This is a genomic window from Cohnella endophytica, from assembly GCF_003628305.1.
Lineage (GTDB): Bacteria > Bacillota > Bacilli > Paenibacillales > Paenibacillaceae > Cohnella > Cohnella endophytica.
This window is the reverse complement of record NZ_RBZM01000004.1, coordinates 744,890-764,321: the sequence shown is the minus strand read 5'-3', so window position 1 is coordinate 764,321 and position 19,432 is coordinate 744,890. Positions and strand designations below refer to the sequence as shown.

Annotated in this window: 17 protein-coding genes; all 17 read right to left on the bottom strand. The window is 54.3% G+C overall.

Annotation, left to right across the window (positions count from 1 at the left end; genetic code table 11):
* Positions 1–93: 93 nt before the first annotated feature.
* The 17 genes from rny to D7Z26_RS10050 all read right to left on the bottom strand — a co-directional run bounded on the left by rny (position 94) and on the right by D7Z26_RS10050 (position 19,316).
* Positions 94–1,641, bottom strand: a complete 1,548-nt coding sequence (gene rny, locus D7Z26_RS10130) for a ribonuclease Y (protein WP_120976368.1) — start codon at positions 1,639–1,641, stop codon at positions 94–96.
* A 251-nt stretch (positions 1,642–1,892) separates the two neighbouring features.
* Positions 1,893–2,867, bottom strand: a complete 975-nt coding sequence (locus tag D7Z26_RS10125; RefSeq protein WP_120976366.1) for a regulatory protein RecX — start codon at positions 2,865–2,867, stop codon at positions 1,893–1,895.
* Positions 2,868–2,952: 85 nt separating this feature from the next.
* Entirely contained in the window at positions 2,953–4,014 is a 1,062-nt protein-coding gene (gene recA, locus D7Z26_RS10120; protein WP_120976364.1) for a recombinase RecA, read from the bottom strand.
* An 832-nt stretch (positions 4,015–4,846) separates the two neighbouring features.
* On the bottom strand, positions 4,847–6,100 hold the full coding sequence (locus tag D7Z26_RS10115; protein ID WP_120976362.1) for a competence/damage-inducible protein A: 1,254 nt from the start codon (positions 6,098–6,100) through the stop codon (positions 4,847–4,849).
* Positions 6,101–6,189: 89 nt separating this feature from the next.
* Entirely contained in the window at positions 6,190–6,768 is a 579-nt protein-coding gene (gene pgsA / locus D7Z26_RS10110; protein ID WP_120976360.1) for a CDP-diacylglycerol--glycerol-3-phosphate 3-phosphatidyltransferase, read from the bottom strand.
* The gene (gene rimO, locus D7Z26_RS10105) at positions 6,765–8,093 is read right to left on the bottom strand and encodes a 30S ribosomal protein S12 methylthiotransferase RimO (protein WP_120976358.1); all 1,329 of its coding nucleotides are present in this window, start codon (positions 8,091–8,093) and stop codon (positions 6,765–6,767) included. Before rimO ends, pgsA begins: the two co-directional genes overlap by 4 nt.
* A gap of 83 nt (positions 8,094–8,176) precedes the next feature.
* Complete coding sequence (locus tag D7Z26_RS10100; RefSeq protein ID WP_120976356.1) at positions 8,177–8,668, bottom strand: YajQ family cyclic di-GMP-binding protein; 492 nt, start codon at positions 8,666–8,668, stop codon at positions 8,177–8,179.
* 112 nt (positions 8,669–8,780) lie between these two features.
* Positions 8,781–9,638: a RodZ domain-containing protein gene (locus D7Z26_RS10095; RefSeq protein ID WP_120976354.1), complete on the bottom strand. Its 858-nt coding sequence runs from the start codon at positions 9,636–9,638 to the stop codon at positions 8,781–8,783.
* 50 nt (positions 9,639–9,688) lie between these two features.
* A complete protein-coding gene (locus tag D7Z26_RS10090) occupies positions 9,689–10,459 on the bottom strand; it encodes a DUF3388 domain-containing protein (RefSeq protein WP_120976352.1) in 771 nt (256 codons plus the stop codon).
* Positions 10,460–10,669: 210 nt separating this feature from the next.
* On the bottom strand, positions 10,670–10,921 hold the full coding sequence (locus D7Z26_RS10085; RefSeq protein ID WP_120976350.1) for a DUF3243 domain-containing protein: 252 nt from the start codon (positions 10,919–10,921) through the stop codon (positions 10,670–10,672).
* A gap of 109 nt (positions 10,922–11,030) precedes the next feature.
* A complete protein-coding gene (gene ymfI, locus D7Z26_RS10080; RefSeq protein ID WP_120976348.1) occupies positions 11,031–11,765 on the bottom strand; it encodes an elongation factor P 5-aminopentanone reductase in 735 nt (244 codons plus the stop codon).
* Positions 11,762–13,042 carry an EF-P 5-aminopentanol modification-associated protein YfmH gene (yfmH, locus tag D7Z26_RS10075; RefSeq protein WP_120976346.1) on the bottom strand — a complete coding sequence of 427 codons (1,281 nt, stop codon included), beginning with the start codon at positions 13,040–13,042 and terminating at the stop codon, positions 11,762–11,764. The genes ymfI and yfmH overlap by 4 nt, the downstream gene beginning before the upstream one ends.
* Before the next feature lie 2 nt (positions 13,043–13,044).
* Positions 13,045–14,325 (bottom strand): EF-P 5-aminopentanol modification-associated protein YfmF, encoded by a 1,281-nt coding sequence (yfmF, locus tag D7Z26_RS10070; protein ID WP_120976344.1) that lies wholly within the window; start codon positions 14,323–14,325, stop codon positions 13,045–13,047.
* 186 nt (positions 14,326–14,511) lie between these two features.
* Positions 14,512–15,303, bottom strand: coding sequence for a spore cortex-lytic enzyme (gene sleB, locus D7Z26_RS10065; protein WP_120976342.1), 792 nt, complete (start codon positions 15,301–15,303; stop codon positions 14,512–14,514).
* A gap of 161 nt (positions 15,304–15,464) precedes the next feature.
* Positions 15,465–18,173: an FtsK/SpoIIIE family DNA translocase gene (locus D7Z26_RS10060; RefSeq protein WP_120976340.1), complete on the bottom strand. Its 2,709-nt coding sequence runs from the start codon at positions 18,171–18,173 to the stop codon at positions 15,465–15,467.
* A gap of 64 nt (positions 18,174–18,237) precedes the next feature.
* Positions 18,238–18,498 carry a YlzJ-like family protein gene (locus D7Z26_RS10055; protein WP_120976338.1) on the bottom strand — a complete coding sequence of 87 codons (261 nt, stop codon included), beginning with the start codon at positions 18,496–18,498 and terminating at the stop codon, positions 18,238–18,240.
* The gene (locus tag D7Z26_RS10050; protein ID WP_120976336.1) at positions 18,495–19,316 is read right to left on the bottom strand and encodes a ClpP family protease; all 822 of its coding nucleotides are present in this window, start codon (positions 19,314–19,316) and stop codon (positions 18,495–18,497) included. Before D7Z26_RS10050 ends, D7Z26_RS10055 begins: the two co-directional genes overlap by 4 nt.
* Positions 19,317–19,432: the final 116 nt, after the last annotated feature.

Sequence of the window (19,432 nt, the reverse complement as noted above, 5' to 3'; positions counted from 1 at the left end):
CTCTCAACTCGCCTTCCTTGTGAAAAAGGGAAAAGTGGCTGCATTTTGCCGCAGCCACTTTTCATCCTTCCCTGCTTTTCGTGATTTATTTCTTTATTTCGCGTATTCCACCGCGCGGGTTTCACGGATGACAGTTACCTTGATGTGGCCCGGATAGTCCAGTTCACCCTCGATTTTCTTCGTAATATCCCGGGCTAAGCGGAACGCCTCGGTATCGTCGATTTTCTCGGGCTGCACCATGACGCGAACTTCGCGTCCGGCTTGAATCGCGTACGACTTCTCGACGCCATCGAACGATTCGGAGATGGCCTCCAGCTTCTCGAGCCGGCGGATGTAAGTCTCCAGAGTTTCGCGGCGAGCTCCCGGACGGGCGGCGCTAAGCGCGTCGGCCGCTCCGACGAGCATCGCGATGACGGATGTCGCCTCCACGTCGCCGTGGTGGGATGCGATACTGTTGATGACGACGGGGTGTTCTTTGTACTTCTTGCCCAATTCCACGCCGATCTCGACATGCGAGCCTTCCACTTCGTGGTCGAGCGCTTTGCCGATATCATGGAGTAAACCAGCGCGTTTCGCAAGCGTAATGTCTTCTCCCAGTTCGCCGGCCATCAAACCGGTTAAGTAGGCGACTTCCATCGAGTGCTTCAACACGTTCTGGCCGTAGCTCGTCCGGAATTTCAGACGGCCAAGGATTTTGATCAGATCCGGATGCAGACCATGCACGCCCACTTCGAAAGTGGCTTGCTCGCCATACTCGCGAATCCGTTCGTCAACTTCCTTACGGGACTTCTCCACCATTTCCTCGATGCGGGCCGGATGAATCCGTCCGTCCGCGACAAGTTTCTCAAGCGAAGTACGAGCGATCTCGCGGCGAATCGGATCGAAGCCCGACAGTATAACCGCTTCAGGCGTATCATCGATAATGAGGTCTATACCCGTTAAAGTCTCAAGAGCACGGATGTTACGGCCTTCACGACCGATAATGCGTCCCTTCATCTCTTCGTTAGGCAACGTGACGACGGATACCGTCGTCTCCGCCACGTGATCCGCGGCGCAACGTTGAATCGCGAGCGAGATAATATCGCGGGCTTTCTTGTCGCCCTCTTCTTTCGCCTGATGCTCGATTTCTTTGATCATTTGAGCCGTTTCGTGACGCACTTCCTGTTCGACGTTCGACAAGATCATTTGCTTGGCATCTTCCGTCGACAGGTTGGAAATGCGCTCCAACTCGGTCATTTGTTGCTTTTGCAGCAACTCGATCTGGCCCTGAATTTCTTCGATGCGTTTCTCTTTGTTGGCGACTTGCTCCTCTTTGCGTTCCAACGCTTCTAGCTTGCGATCCAGCGACTCTTCCTTCTGCAATAGCCGCCTTTCCAGGCGTTGAATTTCGTTGCGGCGTTCGCGAATATCGCGTTCCGCTTCGTTACGGAGCTTATGCACCTCGTCTTTGGCTTCCAGCACCGTTTCTTTGCGAACGGCTTCCGATTCTTTTTTGGCAGTTTCGACAATTTGAATGGCAGCCGCTTCGGCGCTAGAGATTTTGGCTTCCGCAATGGATTTGCGTGCGACATAACCGATCCCAAAGCAAAGGACGCCAACAACGAGAACGATCAAGACCCAGATCCACGACTGGAGTTCCATGGTCTCACCTCCTCGTTGCATCACCAAGGCAACCGCTTGGGGACACTTATTCAATTGATTTTCCGGTTTCTAAACCGTTTGATTACATGTGAGCAAAGCATAATGGTCGAAAAAACGCGTACCGAATCGTTTTTTGGAAGGAAAAACGATTTCGGTTGGGAAGATGGAATACAGATTCATTTTATCTTTTGCGAAATTAGATTGTCAAGCAAGGTTCTCCGCCAGCACTCCTTTAATGGACAAGGGGTTCATTAATCTTCCATAGAAATGGAATCGTAACCGTATCCTTCGTCATCATCCCCGTCGGATTCGGCATCCCCTGCCTCCGCAATCGCTTGCTGCACGGCTGTTCGGGCGATGCCGGAAGGGTAGCCTCGGCGCATAAGCAAGGCCAACAATTTCATCTTCCGTTCCCTGTCGTTTCCTTTCGTGCTTGGCCACTTTTTGCGCGCTAACGACAACGCCGCCGATTCCTCTACTTGACTGTCCAGCTCTTCCAATGCCCGATCCACGTCCGCGCGACCGACGCCTCGTTGCATCAGCTCCTGGCGGATGAGCATCCGCCCCTTCCGCTGACCGCTTGCGCGTTGTTCCGCGAATCGCTTCGCGTAAGCCGCATCGTCCACGAACCTTCGCGCTTGCAGACGTTCTACGCACGCCGCAATGATCTCCGCCTCGTAGCCTTTTCGTTTCAGCGCCCGGGACAGCTCCGCCGTCGTCCTAGCCTTCGTCTCCAGCATGTACAGCGCGGAACGATACGCCTCTTCCTTCTGTTCCTCTTGCTTCAGTTTCTCGTATTCCGCCGCATCCAACCGACGGCCCTTCAGCAGCCGCCAGCCGACGAGCGTATCCTCGTGAACCGTCACGACCGCTTCAGCATTGTACTTGGCCGTCTTCGCGCCCGAGATCAGAGCGTCGACCTCGTCGTTCCAGTCAAGCGAAAGCTGGCTGACGTCGTCGGATACCGATCCGGCAGCTTTCGCTTCTCCGGGAACTTCCATTCGTCGGCCGAATTCCGGACTCGCATCGAAATCACTCTCCGAATCCTCAAATCCCTCGCCGTTCTCATCCAACTCCAGCTTGAGATAGATCCGATACATATGGGCTTTCCTCGTATGGGCCTCGATCGCTTCCACGACCGCTCCAAGCACCGGGTAAGGCAACGCAGCGGCCGCCCCTTCTTCTGAGCTCTTCTTGGCTTTATAAGGCTTCCTGGACTTGTACACCGCTTCTCAGCAGCCTCCTTCCCGCCAAAACACAAAGAGCGGCATCATATGCCGCCTTTCGTGTTGGATCTATTTGAATTCCAGCTTAAATTTCTTCGCCGAACTCCGTATCTTCTTCATCGTCGTTGTCCGCGAAAGAAGGCGTACCGGCCGCTCCAAGCGAAGAGGTGAGCAGAGCTTCACGGATTTGTTTCTCGATTCTATCGGACACTTCAGGGTTATCCTTCAAGTACTGCTTCGCATTCTCGCGGCCTTGGCCCAGTCGTTCGCTATTATAAGAGAACCATGCGCCGCTCTTCTGGATAATATCCTGCTCCGCTCCGATATCGATGATGCTGCCGACTTTGGAGATTCCCTCGCCGTACATGATATCGACGTCCGCTTGCTTAAACGGAGGCGCTACTTTGTTCTTCACGACTTTGATTTTCGTGCGGTTACCGACAACGTCGTTGCCTTGCTTGATCGCTTCTACGCGACGCACGTCAAGACGAACGCTCGCATAGAACTTCAGCGCGCGGCCGCCTGGAGTCGTCTCCGGGTTACCGAACATAACGCCGATTTTCTCGCGCAGTTGGTTAATGAAGATAGCAAGACATTTCGACTTGCTGAGCGCGCCGGAAAGCTTGCGCATCGCTTGGGACATCAACCGGGCTTGCAAACCGACGAAGGAGTCCCCCATGTCGCCTTCGATTTCCGCTTTAGGCACTAACGCCGCTACGGAGTCGACGACGATAATATCGACGGCGCCGCTGCGTACGAGCGCTTCGGCGATTTCAAGCGCCTGTTCGCCCGTATCCGGTTGGGAGAGCAATAGCTCGTCGATATTTACGCCAAGGCTTCTTGCGTACGCCGGGTCAAGCGCATGCTCCGCATCGATAAATGCGGCCGTGCCGCCAACGCGTTGCACCTCGGCGATTGCATGAAGGGAAACCGTTGTTTTACCGGAGGATTCCGGTCCGTATACTTCTATGATCCGCCCGCGCGGATATCCGCCTATGCCAAGCGCTATGTCTAGTGCCAATACTCCGCTGGAAACCGTCTCTACTTGCATCTTAGCGTTCTCTCCGAGTTTCATAACGGAGCCTTTACCGAATTGCTTCTCAATCTGGCGCAAGGCCATGTCTAATGCGGCGCGACGATCCGACAACACACCCACATCCTTTTCTTTGATAGTTTTATCATACCGTGTTTCTATGAGTTTGCCAAGCTTTTTGAGAACATTTGTTCGATTTTTTTATGAAAAAAGAACCGCAGCAAAGTAATCTTCGCTACGGTTCTTCCGCAACTTTCATGACAACCTTATCATAACTCCATAAAATTGACAAGTATCGACAATTTTATGTCACATTATTGAGGAATGAGACTTATTTCTGATAGGTAACGCATCCGATCAACCATTAAATAGCACCATTCGCCTTAAGCCTGCCTCGTCTGCCCACTTAACTCGGATAAACCGCGCAATTCGCTACAAGCCTGCCTCCCGAGTTAGTTAGTGGTCTGACAGAACCTTACTTCGCCGAATCGAGCAGCTACAGGACAGTTAGTGGTCTGGCAGATCCTTAATTCGCCGAATCGAGCCACTCCGAGGCAGTTAGTGGTCTGACAGAACCTTAATTCGACGAATCGAGCAGCTTCGAGACAGTTAGTGGTCTGACAGAACCTTAATTCGCCGAATCAAGTTACTTCGAGACAATTAGTGGTCTGACAGAAGCTTACTTAGACAAATCGAGCAGCTACGAGTTAGTTAGTGATCCGGCAGATCCTTAATTCGCCGAATCGAGCTGCTCCGAGACAGTTAGTGGTCTGACAGAACCTTACTTCGACGAATCGAGCAGCTACGGGAAAATAGAGTGCTCGAAACGAGTATATTAGATTAGGTGAATCGCTTCCTGAGCCAAAGGGATATCGACAAAAGCGAAGCAACGCGCACATGACTAATGCCTAACGCTACCCTATTTACCCAAACGTCGAAGCCTACCTTAACCCTGCCCCATAAGCGATTGCCAGAGCATGTAGAGCGCCCGTTTCGCGGCGCGAAGGCGGATGCCTTCCCTATCGCCGGATAGCTGCAGCTTCTCCACGCGCGTCTCCCGCCCCCGCTCGGCCAAGCCGACGTAAACGAGGCCGACGGGCTTCTCCTCCGCGGCAGCCGGACCGGCGTTGCCGGTAATCGACAGCGCGAAGTCCGAATCGGCGACGGCGCGCATGCCCTCCGCCATCGCGACGGCGGTCTCCGCGCTGATCGCTCCCGGCGCGTCCAAGCCTTCCAGCAACGCTTCGGGCACGCCGAGCTGCCGCATTTTCATCGCGTTGCTATAAGTTACGATGCCTCCGAGATAGACGACAGCGCTCCCCGGAATCGTCGTGATCAGCTCGGACACCAAACCGCCCGTGCAGCTTTCCGCCAGCGTCAGCGTCAATTGCCGCCTCGTGAGCTCGCGCACGACCGTCGCCTCGAGGGTCAGATCCTCCTCCGCGTACAAATACGCCGAAGTTCTGCCGCGAATCGCGTTTAACGTCCCTTCGAGCTTCCGGGCGGCTTCCTCCGCGTCCGTCGCTTTCGTGGATACGCGGATCGCGACCTCCCCTTCCTTCGCGTAAGGTGCGATGGTAGGGTCCTGCTGCTCACGGATCAAATCGATCAACAGATCCTCCAAGCCCGATTCTCCGATGCCGGCGAACTTGAGCATGACCGAATGCAAGGCGAACGATTGTCCGAGCCGTTCCTTAAGCCACGCCGAGCCGTCGTTATCGAACATCGGCTTCATCTCGCGCGGCGGCCCCGGCAACAATAAGTAATGGGTGCCGTCCGCGCTCAACGCATTACCGACCGCAAGCCCCGTATCATTACGTAGCGGAGTCGCCCCTTCGATCAGCAGCGCCTGGCGGCGGTTGCTCTCGATGAAAGCACCGCCGCGACCGGCGAACATCTTCATGATTTTGTCCATGGAAGGCTCATGCAACTCGATCCCGCGCCCCAAATACTCGGCGAGGGCATCGCGCGTCAGATCGTCCAGCGTCGGTCCCAGACCGCCCGTAAAAACAAGCAGGTCCGCCCTGCCGCGAGCGATTCCGATCGCGTGCATCAACCGTTCCTTGTTGTCGCCCACCACGGTCTGGTAATAAACATCAATGCCCAGCTCTGCCAAACCTCTCGACAGATACTGGGCGTTCGTGTTTACGATTTGACCGAGGAGGAGCTCCGTGCCGACAGCGATAATCTCTGCTCTCATGCTATGTAACGCACCTCGCACCTCGATATATGTAACTCAAAGCTTACCGCTCGACGCTGCTCGACTTCGTCAACGTCCCCGAAACAGAATTAGTCCGAAACCGGAATCAAGTTTTTGTTCTTCACGAAATAGTCGATGCCGGAATAAACCGTGATAAGCACAGAGGCCCAAATGACGACCCAATCAATGCGCAGATCGATAAAGTTAAAGGGGAAGTTGTTGAGCAACAGCACGATGATCATCGTAATCTGAACCGCCGTCTTCCATTTGCCCCATTTACTCGCGGCCAAAACCGCGCCTTCCAGCAAGGCGACCTGCCTAAGCCCGGTAACCGCCCATTCTCGGCTTATAATAATGATGGCAACCCACGCGCCCAGCTTCTCCATCTGCACGAGCGCGATCAGAACCGCAGCCATCAGCAACTTGTCCGCGAGCGGATCAAGCAACTTGCCGAGATTCGTCACGATCTTGCGCTTACGGGCGATATAACCGTCGAGCCCGTCGGTGCTTGCCGCGATAATGAACAACAGCAAAGCGAAAACTTGATTATAGGAAATCGAATAGCTTCCGATCGTGAGTGGTTCGATGTTTAGTTTAACCAACAGAAAAATCGTTACGATCGGTACTAGAAAAATTCTGGCAAGCGTGATCCGATTGGCGAGGTTCACGCGATTCCCTCCCCTGACAAATCATACTCATACGCATGGGTAATTCTAACCTTGCTAATCTCGCCGATTTGCACCGGGCAGTTCGAGATGAACACTTCTCCGTCCACTTCGGGAGCATCGTATTGACTGCGGCCGATATAGACATCGCTGCGACCGTCATAGCGCTCCACCAGGACATCAATCGTACGGCCTACATACTTCGAGGCATTGCCGCCCGCGACTTCGCGCTGAATTTCCATCAGCGTGTTGGCACGGTATTGCTTCACTTCGTCGGTCAACTGATCCGGCAACCGGTTAGCCGGCGTATCTTCCTCTTGCGAGTAAGCGAACACGCCCAAGCGGTCGAATTTCATCTCGCGGACGAAATCGCACAACCGCTCGAAGTCCTCCTCGGTTTCTCCCGGGAACCCGACGATCATCGAAGTGCGCAAGGCCACGTCCGGAATGCGGGCGCGGATTTTGCCAACCAATTCTCTGACGTCGCGTTGGCGACCGGGTCTGCGCATTCTCTTCAAGATCGAATCCTCGCTATGCTGCAAGGGCATGTCGATATAATCGCACACTTTAGGATTCGTGGCGATCGTCTCGATCAATTCGTCCGTGAAGAAGCCAGGATACGCATAATGCAAGCGAACCCACTCGATGCCCGGCACTTCGCTAACCCGGTTCAATAGATCGGGTAGCTTAAAACCTTCGTACAAGTCCGTCCCGTAGTTCGTAGAGTCTTGGGCGATCAAGCTGATTTCCTTTACGCCTTGATCGGCAAGCATTTTCGCTTCCGCGACGATCGATTCGATCGAACGGCTACGGAACTTGCCGCGCATAATCGGAATACTGCAGAAGGTACAAGCGTTGTCGCAGCCTTCCGCGATTTTGACGTAGGCCGTGTGGCGCGGCGTGGACAGCAGGCGTGGAAGCGTTTCTTCATAGTTAAAGACGGGGTTCCCTACGTAGACCGGCTTGCGTCCGCGAAGCGCCTCGTCGATAATTTCGTTAATCTTATGGAAGTCTCCCGTTCCGACGATTCCGTCGATCTCGGGCATTTCTTCCATTAATTCTTTTTTGTAACGCTGGGTAAGGCAACCCGAGACGATTAATGCCTTCAATCGGGCCGTATCCTTAAGCTCCGCCAGATTCAGAATCGTATTGACCGACTCTTCCTTGGCGGCATCTATGAACCCGCACGTATTAACGATAACGACAGTCGCGTCTTCCGGTTTGTCGACGAGGGTAAATCCTCGCTGATTAATAAGTCCCGACATAATCTCGGAATCGACCAAATTTTTCTCGCAGCCAAGTGTGACGACGCTGACTCTCTCTATCATGGATGACTTCCTCCAAACGTTCGTCCGTTGTTATCCACAACAGTATAAACGAACCCCCTATACGTGTCAAAAAGGAAGGCGTCTTACCGGTAGTTGCTAAATTGAAGCTCCAGAGGCAACCCGGCGCCCCTTAACAAGGCCATAACGGCTTGAAGATCGTCTTTGCTCTTGCCCGTAATGCGAAGTTGATCGCCTTGGATCATGCTTTTTACTTTCAGCTTGGAATCGCGAATCAAGATATTCATCTTCTTCGCGTTCTCTTGGTCGATTCCCTGCTTCATCTTAATGTTCTGGCGGACGGTTCCGCCGGAAGCGGCCTCGATCTTGCCGTATTCCATGTTCAAGATCGGTACGCCGCGTTTGATCAGCTTCGATTGGAGAATATCCACGACGCTCTTCAGCTTGTAGTCGCTGTCCGAATGCACGACGAGTTGATCGTCCTCCAGCGTGATGTTGCTTTTGCTTCCCTTGAAGTCGAAGCGCGTTTCGATTTCCTTCAGCGCTTGTGTCACCGCGTTATTCACTTCTTGCAAGTCCACTTTCGAGACGACGTCGAACGAGTATTCCGATGCCATACGATCCTCTTCCCTTCATCTATTACCCATTTATCTCTATATTATAGCATGAGAGCCCCCCCGGAATAAAACAAAAGCCCTCCGTAGGAGGACTAAGGGTAGAGCTCATCTGTTACTGTGCGGTATCGGTCGTGCCGGACGGAGGCGTGAAAATGTATTTGCTCGATCCCGGCTTATTGCCGTCGTCGACGATCGCATCTTCCACGGAAATTTCCACATGATCCGTGCGGCCGACGTTCACGTAGATCGGCGCCGTCAGTTCAAAGTTAAGCTTGATCGGTTCTTTGATGGATTTCGTGTACAGTACTTTGCCTTTTTTGTTGTTTTCCCGAACTTCGATCCAGCAGTCGCCTGTCACATTGACGATCAATTGATGGCCGGCGCCGACGGAAACGTCGTAATAATTGATGCTGTTCTTCGTTTCCTTGAGCGTCAAGGTAGCCGTGCTCACGGGCGGAGGCGGAGTCGCGGTCTCGATCGGCGTTCCGCTCGGGACGATGCTGGACGTCGGAGAAGGCGTGGTCGTATCCGAAGTGATCGGCGGGTTCGGGTTAAGCTCCTTCGTTCCCGCATCCTTATTATTGGATAAGTAAATATAAATTACGGCAGCGATTAGAATGGGAAAAGCCCACATTAGCAAGGAAACGGCGAATTTGCCCCACCGATCGTTGTGCTGCACGCTTCTCCTTGAAGGCTTCATTCGTGGTTCCACCTTGACGCTTTCCGTCGAAGGCGGTTGCGGAAGTTCCTTCTGATACAGCCGCAGTACTTCTTCCGCATCCAGACCGACCGTTTCCGCATAAGTTTTCACGAACGCGCGAACGTAGAAAGAACCCGGGAGCACCTTGTATTCTCCCGTCTCGATCGCTTCCAAATATCTTTTGCGTATTTTCGTGTACTCTTGAATATCTTCCAGCGTATAGCCGCGCTGCTCTCTCGCTTTGCGCAGCAAGGCGCCCAAATCGGACATGCCTTTCACCTCCCGGTTTCATGGTGTTGGCGGTATGTAGGGTACAAGCATTAGAATTCGTCGCTTAATCCGGCTGTCGTGAAGTTCTCGTACGAGATTTCTTCGTCCGGCGTATTCCGCAATTCAATGATGCAATCGAATAAATCGTAATCGAATTGCGATTCCCGCACGAAAATATCGGGGTGCTCGATGACTTTCGTCGAAGGCATGGCCATGAGTTCTTGAAGCAGCGCATAGTGTTTTTCGTTGGACCGAATTGTGCTGACGATTCCGTCGATGATGAAGACGTTATTCGGATTCATTTCTTCGTCGGATAGCTGGCTGCGGACGGTTTGGCGAAGTAAAGTCGACGATACGAATGCCCATCGCTTGTTCGAGCATACGCTTCCTGCGATGATCGATTCCGTCTTCCCGACCCTTGGCATTCCTCTTAATCCGATCGTTTGGTTCCCTTCCCTTTTGAACAACTCTCCGAGGAAATCGACCAGTAAACCCAACTCGTCGCGCGTAAAACGGAACGTCTTCCGATCATCGGAATCGCGTTCGATATATCGACCGTGACGAACCGCCAAAATGTCGGTCAACCGAGGCGGGCGTAACGTGTTCACGGTAATATTTTCGACTTTGCGAAGCATTTTGCCCAATAACTCGATTTTTTCTTCGTCGTCGGTTTGCAATAACATCCCGCGCGTTCTATCTTCCACTCCGTTGATCGTGAGAATATTCACTTCGAGCATCCCAAGCAATGAAGCGATATCGCCAAGCAATCCGGGGCGATTTTTGTGGATCTTATATTCCATGTACCATTGTTTGGGTTCCATCTTGCACCTCATTCTAATAACGAAAAATAATACGGATCATTGCGCTGCTTTTGACGGATTAGCCCACTTTTCTACTCTACCTTTGTTTATTCTACAACGCTCACCATTATCCTGCAAAATAAAACTAATTATTACTCCAAAAGTCCTATACGATTCATCGACGATGGACAGAAAGCCTCCGAATGGAGGCTTTCCCTTAGCATGGGCTAATTAGCTATTATGTCCCGCCAGCTTGACCATGAGACGAGCCATCGTTTTGCGGTCGGATTCGTCCCCTACGTCCCATAATTCCTTAAGCACGCGCTCTTCGTTATTCTTCGGATCGACCTTCGTGTCAAGAAACTCGCCGATTTCATATGCGAGTTTCGAAATGGCATCTTCATCGATGCCGAGATTTTTGGCCGCCTCTACGCGGTCGCCTAAAAACTTTTTCCAAGTATCGAAATTGCTGAGTACGGACATAGAACAGCCTCCTGACAGGATTAGGTTTAACCTCAACGCTAATATGTCCGCAATCGACCGAACGTATGCGAAAACGCGAAATTACGTAGTTCATGATGCCCATTAACCCTTACATGTGCCAGCCGCCGTTGATCCCGATCGTTTGACCGGTCACGTATCCCGCCGAGTCCGACGCTAGATAGCGCACAAGCTGTGCAATCTCGGCGACTTGTCCTAATCTTCCGAGCGGAATTTCCCGGCATAACGTCTCGCGGTCCTCCGCATTCAGCGCGGCCAGCATGTCGGTGTCCACCGCTCCCGGGCTGACCGCGTTAACGGTCAAACCCGACGATGCCAACTCCTTGGCCGCGGACTTGGCGAACGCGTTAAGCCCTCCCTTCGAAGCGGCATACGCCGCCTCGCCGGAAGCGCCGACCGATCCCCAGATGCTGGACAGGAGCACGATCCTTCCCCATCTTTGCCATCGCATGGCGGGAGAGAAAGCACGGACGAGCTCGAAAGCGCCTTTGAGATTTACGTTCATGACGTTATCCCAGATCGACTCTTCCGTATCGTCGATCAATCCGTAGTGGGCGATTCCCGCGCAATGGACGACGATATTCGGCGCCCAGCCGAGCTCGTCCAATCGTTGCTTTAAGGTAGCCGCAGAAGCCGTCGCGCGGAGATCCGCTCGCAGGACGACCGCTTGCACGCCGTGGCCGCGGCATTCGCTTGCGACGGCTTCGGCCGCCTCGGCCGCCGCGAAGTATTGGATGGCGACGTCGGCGCCATCCGCGGCAAGCTGGCGCGCGACGGCCGCGCCGATGCCGCGGGAAGCGCCCGTCACGAGCGCGACGCGTTTCAAGCGTTCCCGCTCCGCACGATAGAGATAGCGCGGCGGTCGGGGTTCGCATGTTCCTTAAGGCGCGCGTTGACTTCCTCCAGCGTAAGGCTCTCGTACACTTCGACCAACGTGAACAAGTCTCCGCCCAGATGGCGATACCGCGTAAATTCGCTCGCGATCGACTCGGGACTATTCATCATGCGCAGGAACGATCCGATTCTCTTCCTCCGCGTCCTCTCGAAGATTTCGGGAGCGATCCCGTCGCGAGCGGCCGCATACAGTGCGTCGCTTACGCGCGATACCAATTCATCCGGATCCCTCGTCTCCCCGCCGATCATCGAGAAGGAGTAACCGGGTCCCGTATTGTACTCGTGACCGAAGCCGTCCGAAATCAGATTGTCGTCGTATAGCTGCTGATAGAGCGCGGAACTGGAACCGAGCAAAGCCTCGAGCATGAGCTTGCTGGCCAGCTCGCGGCGAACTGCATCTCCGCCTTCCGTCTGCTCCTCCTTAAACCCGAACAAGCATTTCGGCAACGACACGGGTAGCTGTAGTTCCTTCTTCTCGGTTGTTACCTCGTCCGGTTCAGGTTCAAACAGCCGCTTGATCTCGCCCCCCGGAGGGAACGTTTTGCCCGCTTGGTCCCGCTTCACTTGCTCCAGCGTTTCCTTAGGATCGACTCCTCCGACGACGAATAACGTCATGTTCGTCGGATGGTAGAACGTATGATAACAATCGTAGAGCATTTCCTTCGTAATGGAACGAACGGATTCCGCAGTCCCGGCAATATCGATATGCACCGGATGCTTGCTGTACATCGCTTCGATCAAGCCGAAGTACACCCGCCAATCCGGATTGTCCTTGTACATGTCGATTTCCTGGACGATGATCCCCTTCTCCTTCTCCACGTTCTCGTCGGTAAAGTAAGGATTCTGGACGAAATGCAGCAACGTATCGAGGTTCGCCGCCACTTCGTGAGTCGCCGTGAACAAATATACGGTCCGATCAAAGCTCGTATAGGCATTGGCGGATGCGCCTTGAGATGCGAATGTGGAGAAAATATCCCCTTCCGGCTCCTCGAACATCTTGTGCTCGAGAAAATGCGCGATGCCGTCCGGCACTTTGATCGGCTGCCCTCCGGGCGGAATGAAGTGGTTATCCACGGACCCGTAACGCGTCGTGAACGTCGCGTACGTCTTCGTGAACCCCGGCTTCGGCAACACGAACACCTCTAGTCCATTATCCAGCTTCTCGTGCCAGATCGTCTCTTGGAGCTTCGGATACGATGTTTCAGCCATGCTTAAGCCTCCCCTTTCCGGTCGCGCAGGAAGTAAATGGTATCCAGCTCGACGCTTTGCGCGACCGCGGTTACCATCTCCGGGGTCACGGCCTGAATCTCGGCGATAAAGCTGTCTCCGGTGCGCTCCACTCCGGAGAGCACGTTGCTGAAGTCGAATCCGATCCTCTCGAAGGCGGAATCCTGCAATTCGCGCAATTGATTGACGATCATCGCTTGCGTGCGTTTCAAATCCTCAATCGCGAAGTCGCCGGCCTTCATCGCATCGAGCTGCTCGCGAATGATTTTCACCGCACGCTCGTAATTGACGATTTCGACGCCGGATTGCAACGTCATGATGCCTTTATGGCCATCGAGCCGGGAAGAAGCGTAATAGGCCAGACTCGCTTTTTCCCTGACGTTCACGAACAGCTTGGAATGCGGGAAACCTCCGAGCAATCCGTTATAGACGAGCAAAGCCGCGTATTGATCGCTTCCGTAAGTCGAACCGACCCGCAAACCCATATTGAGCTTGCCTTGGCCGACGTCCAGCTTCTCGACGATCGTCTGCACTTCGCTTCTGGCCGCGCGCAGCTGCGGCGGGGAATACGTCGACGGAGAACCTTCGGGCAGCGCGAACGATCGGGCAACGAAATCTTGCACTTCATCCAAGGTCGTATCCCCGGATACATAAAGATCGAAGGAAGCTTCTTGGAGCCATTGCCGATAAGCGGCATGCAGCGATTCCGCGTTCAGATCGGCGAGCTGCTCTTTACGGCCGAGCGCCGGAAGGCGATAGGGCTCATCCTTGCACATTTCCTCGACGCAACGTTCGGCGGCGTAACGGATTTTGTCGTTGATCATCGCGTCGATCCGCTTGCTTACCGTCGTTTTTTCCGCCTCCGCGTATTTGTTGCGGAACTTCCCGTTTTCCAGCGCTGGCGCCGTCAGCACCTCTCCGAGGAAGGACAAGGCTTCGCCAAGCAACGATTCCGTAACGGACACGAACCGGTCGTTAATGATATCCAGTCGGAATTGAACGATCTGATGATCGCCCCTCTTATACAGATCGAATCCGAAACCCGCCCCGTACAGCTCGTCGAGCCGTTCGCGGAACTGGATCGTCTCGGGATACGATTTCGTCCCTCTGCGTAACACGAACGGCGTTAGCGCGACGGACGTCAACCGTTCTTCGGTTAAAGGAACGCCCGCGAACAAGGAAACGGCGAACGTTTTAAATCTTTTCGTCGGCAATACGTGAAGGCGCATACGCCCCCAAGTGCCCCTTTGGAATTGTTCGGACATTCTCTCAAGCCCCTTTAGCTTTGATCGCTTCGCTAGCGTCCATCGTAACATTTCAGCCCCATTCTAACCGATCGGACGAACAGGAAGCAAATGTTGGAAATCCAGGCTTGGCCGAAAATAGAGACAACCAACCGGAAGCGCCGCGGCGCATCGGTTGGTTGCTCGGACAACGGCGAATCTTGCGAATTATCTGCAGAAAATATGCTTGCCGATCGTTTTGTATTGGGGACGCGTCCATATCCATTTGGAAGTAGCGGTCTCCGGATTAAAGTAGTACAAGCAGCCGTCGCTCGGATCCCAACCGCTCATGGCGTCCTTGACCGCTTTCTTGGCTTTGTCGTTCGGCTCGAGATTAATTTGCCCGTCGGCGACGGCGGTGAATGCGCCAGGCTGATAGATGACTCCCGACACGCTGTTGGGGAATTCCGCCGACTTGACCCGGTTAAGGATAACCGCGGCGACCGCCACCTGTCCTTCATAGGGCTCGCCTCGCGATTCTCCGTATACCGCGTTGGCCATGATCTTCAGATCCTGGGCCGTGAACCCCATATTGTTGGAAGCCGGGAGATTGGTATCGTTCGACGTGCCTCCTCCTCCACCGCCGTTATTTGCGGCATTGCCGTTATTGTTGCCCGTCTGCGGCAAATCTTCGGCGGTAGGCTTCCAATTTTTCGTCGCTTCCCATAACTTCAGCTTCGTTTTCGCCCCGACGATTCCGTCCGACTTCATTCCGAACTTCCATTGGAACCATGTGACCGCGTTTTTCGTGCTTGGGCCGAAATCTCCGTCGACCTTGCCATTGAAATAGCCCAGCGCTTTCAGCCTTCCTTGGAGCTCGTAAATATCTTTGCCGGAAGCTCCTTCCTTGAGAATGGCGCTGCTGAACGTTTCCCGGCTCTGGTGAGTGTGCTGTATCGTATAGAGCCCAAGCAAGCCGAATACGACGCACACGGTTAAAGTTACGAGACGATAACTCACTTAAGGTCACGCCTTTCCTAGTCGATGATGTGTCTTCGACATTTAGTATGATTAACGGGAAAGGCTCTTATACCCATTTTCGCAACCCGATGGAATAGGATGGCGCGCAAAAAAGCCCGTTACTCCCCAAAGGGGCAACGGGCTTCCTATTACATTAGGCTTTAGGACGGAATCCTCTGATGGTATTGTTCCATCGTCATGAGCACCTCGCGCGGCTTGCTGCCCTCGTAAGGGCCGACGACCCCTTTGGCTTCCATCGAGTCGATCAAGCGGGCAGCGCGCGTGTAACCGATTCTCATGCGCCTCTGAAGCAAGGAAACGGAGGCTTGCTTCGCTTCGAGCACGATCTGTACCGCTTGGTCGAACAGCTCGTCCAGAATTTCCTCCGCAGCGTCGTTGCCCGACTCGTCGATTTCCGGCACGAGATCTTCGATGTACTCCGCCTCAGCTTGTCCGCGGCAATAACCTACGATGGATTCGACCTCGCCATCGGAGAGGAACGCGCCTTGGACGCGAATCGGTTTGGACGCGCCCATCGGCAGGAAGAGCATGTCTCCGCGGCCGAGCAACTTCTCGGCTCCGACCATGTCCAAGATCGTCCGGGAATCGACCTGGGAAGAAACGCCGAATGCGATCCGGCTCGGGATGTTCGCTTTGATGACGCCGGTAATGACGTCGACCGAAGGCCGCTGCGTCGCGATGATCAAGTGGATCCCCGAAGCGCGAGCCATCTGGGCTAGACGGCAGATCGCGTCTTCCACGTCGCCGGCGGCGACCATCATCAAATCCGCCAACTCGTCGACGATAACGACGATGTACGGAAGTACGGCGTCCGGATTGTTGCCGCTCATCATAAGAGCGTTATAGCCTTCGATGTTGCGCGTTGCGGATTTCGAGAATTTCTCGTAACGCTTCTCCATCTCCACTACGATTTTCTTCAAGGCAAGCGATGCCCTTCTCGGATCCGTCACGACCGGCGCAAGTAAGTGCGGAATGCCGTTATAGACGTTCAATTCGACCATCTTAGGGTCGATCATGAGGAATTTCACTTCGTCGGGCTTCGCTTTGTAGAGCAAGCTCGTAATGATACCGTTAATACATACCGATTTACCCGACCCTGTCGCGCCGGCAACGAGCAAATGCGGCATTCTCGCGAGGTTCCCTACGATCGGTTGACCTGAGATGTCCCGACCGAAAGCGATCGTCAGCTTGGCGGCCGACTCTTGGAACGGTTGAGTCTCCAGCACTTCTCTTAGCGTCACGACGCTAACTTCGTTGTTGGGCACCTCGATACCGATCGCGGCTTTGCCCGGAATCGGCGCTTCCATCCGAATGTCCTTCGCGGCTAGAGCCAGCGCGATATCATCGGTCAAGCTGACGATCCGGCTTACTTTAACGCCGACGTCCGGTTGCAGTTCGTATCGCGTAACGGCAGGCCCTCTTGCCACGTCAAGCACTTTCGCACGCACGCCAAAGCTTTCCAAAGTCGCTTCTAGCTTCCGTGCGGTATTCATATAATCCGCGGGATTGCCCGATTTGCCTCCGCCGGCGGGCTTGTCGAGCAAGTTCACGTTCGGCAAGCGGTAAGGCTTCTGAACTTTGCGCGGCGGGGTCGGCTTAGGCGCTGCGGCCGCCGTCGCTTCCGATGACGTTCCCGCGGAAGCTCCCAAATCTAATTCGACATCCACGTCCGCGTCAGCATCGAGTTCCGGGGTTTGATCCTTATGTATGCTTTCGGTAACGTCCGAATCGAGCTCTAAAGGCAACGCCTGCTGCTCGACCTCCGAATCCTCGTCCCATTCGTAATCCGGATACCCTTGAGCGGTGAAATCCGTAAACCGAGGAGCGATCGGTTGTTCGGCTTCCTCGACGTCGTCTTCCACGATCTCCGCGTCGACGACGCGGGGTTGCAATGTTTGGTGCAGAGGCTCAGATGGCCGCGAGCGAATGTTCGTCACGGGCGGAGTCGTCGTCCCGCGTCCGTTATAAGCAATCGGTTCGTCGTCATCCCAATGGTCTTCCTGCGCCGCGTTGGAATCCCGCTCGGGCTGACCATGGAAGAGCTGGAAGAACAACGGCGTTCTTCTGCGATTCGGGCTCGGAATGAGCGAAGGCTCGTCCATGCCGTCATCGTCCGGAATCGTCGGCATGGCTGCGATATCCGGTTGCGCGATCGGTCGGTTCGCCCTGCCGCCCGTTCTAGTAACGGGAATCGCCCTTGCCGAAAGCAGTCTGCGCCCGGAGGAAAGCCTTGCCGCGAGTACCGGCATCATCCGCTTCAGGAATAGACGAATCGTGCGTCCGATTTCAACGTATGATCTGTTCGTTACGAGCATGATCGAAATGGCGATCTCGATAATCAGCACTAATTTGGCGCCGTAATACCCGAACAACCAATACAGCACCGAATATTGCAGGGCACCTACGATTCCGCCCCCTACGTCGACGTTAAACACCTTGACGTTTCCTGCGACCGGAGCTGCCCAGAGCATTTCCTTCAGTTGCGACATCGTCTGGGAGACGATACTGGACGAAGTAACTTCGCCGATCATTCCTAAGCTATTGTCGATAGCGGCCATCGCGCTCCATAAGGTAGCGACGAGGGAGACTAGGACGAACCCGGATCGTCTGGACGTCCAGCCTTTCGGCCAGCTTCTCTTCACCATCACGTATAAACCGACCCATATGCCGGCTAAAGCCAGTAGGTAATAATGCTTGCCTAGAAGGAAGCCGAAAAGCTTCGATAACGAGCGTCCGACAGCCGCTTCGCCGGAGATGGCGATGACGGAAATCGTGATCAACACGATGCCGTAGACTTCGTATTTCAGGCTCGTTCCGAACGAAGGCCGTTTCTTTTTGCGCTTGGCCAAATTTGCCACCTCCCGGTTCAACATTATACCACAGTTGACGGGAGGTTGGCAGATGAACCCCGTCCTACATGCCGTAGTCCGCTTGTCCTGTTTGGATCGGCAGCGATCCGGAAGGCTGATAACAGATCAATTGACCCGGCGCGTATTCCGGCTGCAAATAACAATCGAGCGGCGCATAAAGCAGACGTACAATTCGTCCAATGCCAGGCCCAACCGGTTGCAGTTGCAGCGATACGCCTTGGTACGTCACTTCGAAGAATGGTCCGGGCTCGGCTTGAATCCCGCCCAGCACGAGCTCAAGAGGCATCGTCGTATAGAGCGTCATTCGCCTCGCCCCTCTTCTCCGGCGCTAGTTTTGCGGACTTGTATCCGGTGATTCAGCTCGCGCAAAGCATCCCCTAGACCTCCAACGGCATCGATCAGGCCATGCTTGACCGCATCGCTGCCGATAACCGTCGTACCGATATCCCGCGTAAGCTCTCCCATCTTGAACATTAATTGCTTGAATACGTCCTCCGATATTCGCGAATGCCGGGTAACGAACCGCGTAACCCTCTCCTGCATTTTCTCCAAGTATTCGAACGTTTGCGGCACTCCGATGACAAGTCCATTCATGCGGATCGGGTGAATCGTCATCGTCGCGGTTTCGGCGATCAGGGAATAATCCGCCGAAACCGCGATCGGCACGCCGATCGAATGCCCTCCGCCGAGCACGATGGTGACGGTCGGCTTCGTCATGGACGCGATGATCTCGGCAATCGCAAGTCCCGCTTCCACGTCTCCCCCTACCGTATTTAGCACGATAAGCAGCCCTTCGACTTTGGCATTCTGCTCGGCAGCGACTAATTGCGGAATGACATGCTCGTATTTCGTCGTTTTATTTTGCGGGGGAAGCATGAGATGGCCTTCGATTTGTCCGATGATCGTTAAGCAGAAAATGTTGCTCTCTGCCGTAGGGACGGACGTCTGACCCAATTGGACGACAGCTTCCGTAGTTGCCGCGATTTTACGTCCTTCATCCCCGGGCAAAGTCTGGGGCGGTTGCGCGGGCTGACCCGGCTGTCCCGGTTGTCCCGGTTGCGGCGGCTGAGGCGGTTGTTCTGAAGCGATATTCTCGAACGCGGACGTGATTGCTTCTGTCATGTTGAGGCCTCCTATCGTATGCCGGTTTGACATAGTATGGGCGATCCCCCTCACTTTATCCTCGAACGCGCGGTCCGATCCCAATATAAAAAACCGTTTCCACCCGGCTTTGCGGT

Coding starts and splice junctions, on each gene's coding strand:
- rny (WP_120976368.1), bottom strand. CDS start 1,641: ATGGAACTCCAGTCGTGGATCTGGGTCTTGATCGTTCTCGTTGTTGGC.
- D7Z26_RS10115 (WP_120976362.1), bottom strand. CDS start 6,100: ATGAGAGCAGAGATTATCGCTGTCGGCACGGAGCTCCTCCTCGGTCAA.
- rimO (WP_120976358.1), bottom strand. CDS start 8,093: ATGATAGAGAGAGTCAGCGTCGTCACACTTGGCTGCGAGAAAAATTTG.
- D7Z26_RS10100 (WP_120976356.1), bottom strand. CDS start 8,668: ATGGCATCGGAATACTCGTTCGACGTCGTCTCGAAAGTGGACTTGCAA.
- D7Z26_RS10095 (WP_120976354.1), bottom strand. CDS start 9,638: ATGTCCGATTTGGGCGCCTTGCTGCGCAAAGCGAGAGAGCAGCGCGGC.
- D7Z26_RS10090 (WP_120976352.1), bottom strand. CDS start 10,459: ATGGAACCCAAACAATGGTACATGGAATATAAGATCCACAAAAATCGC.
- D7Z26_RS10085 (WP_120976350.1), bottom strand. CDS start 10,921: ATGTCCGTACTCAGCAATTTCGATACTTGGAAAAAGTTTTTAGGCGAC.
- yfmH (WP_120976346.1), bottom strand. CDS start 13,042: ATGGCTGAAACATCGTATCCGAAGCTCCAAGAGACGATCTGGCACGAG.
- yfmF (WP_120976344.1), bottom strand. CDS start 14,325: ATGTCCGAACAATTCCAAAGGGGCACTTGGGGGCGTATGCGCCTTCAC.
- D7Z26_RS10055 (WP_120976338.1), bottom strand. CDS start 18,498: ATGACGCTCTATACGACGATGCCTCTTGAGCTCGTGCTGGGCGGGATT.
- D7Z26_RS10050 (WP_120976336.1), bottom strand. CDS start 19,316: ATGACAGAAGCAATCACGTCCGCGTTCGAGAATATCGCTTCAGAACAA.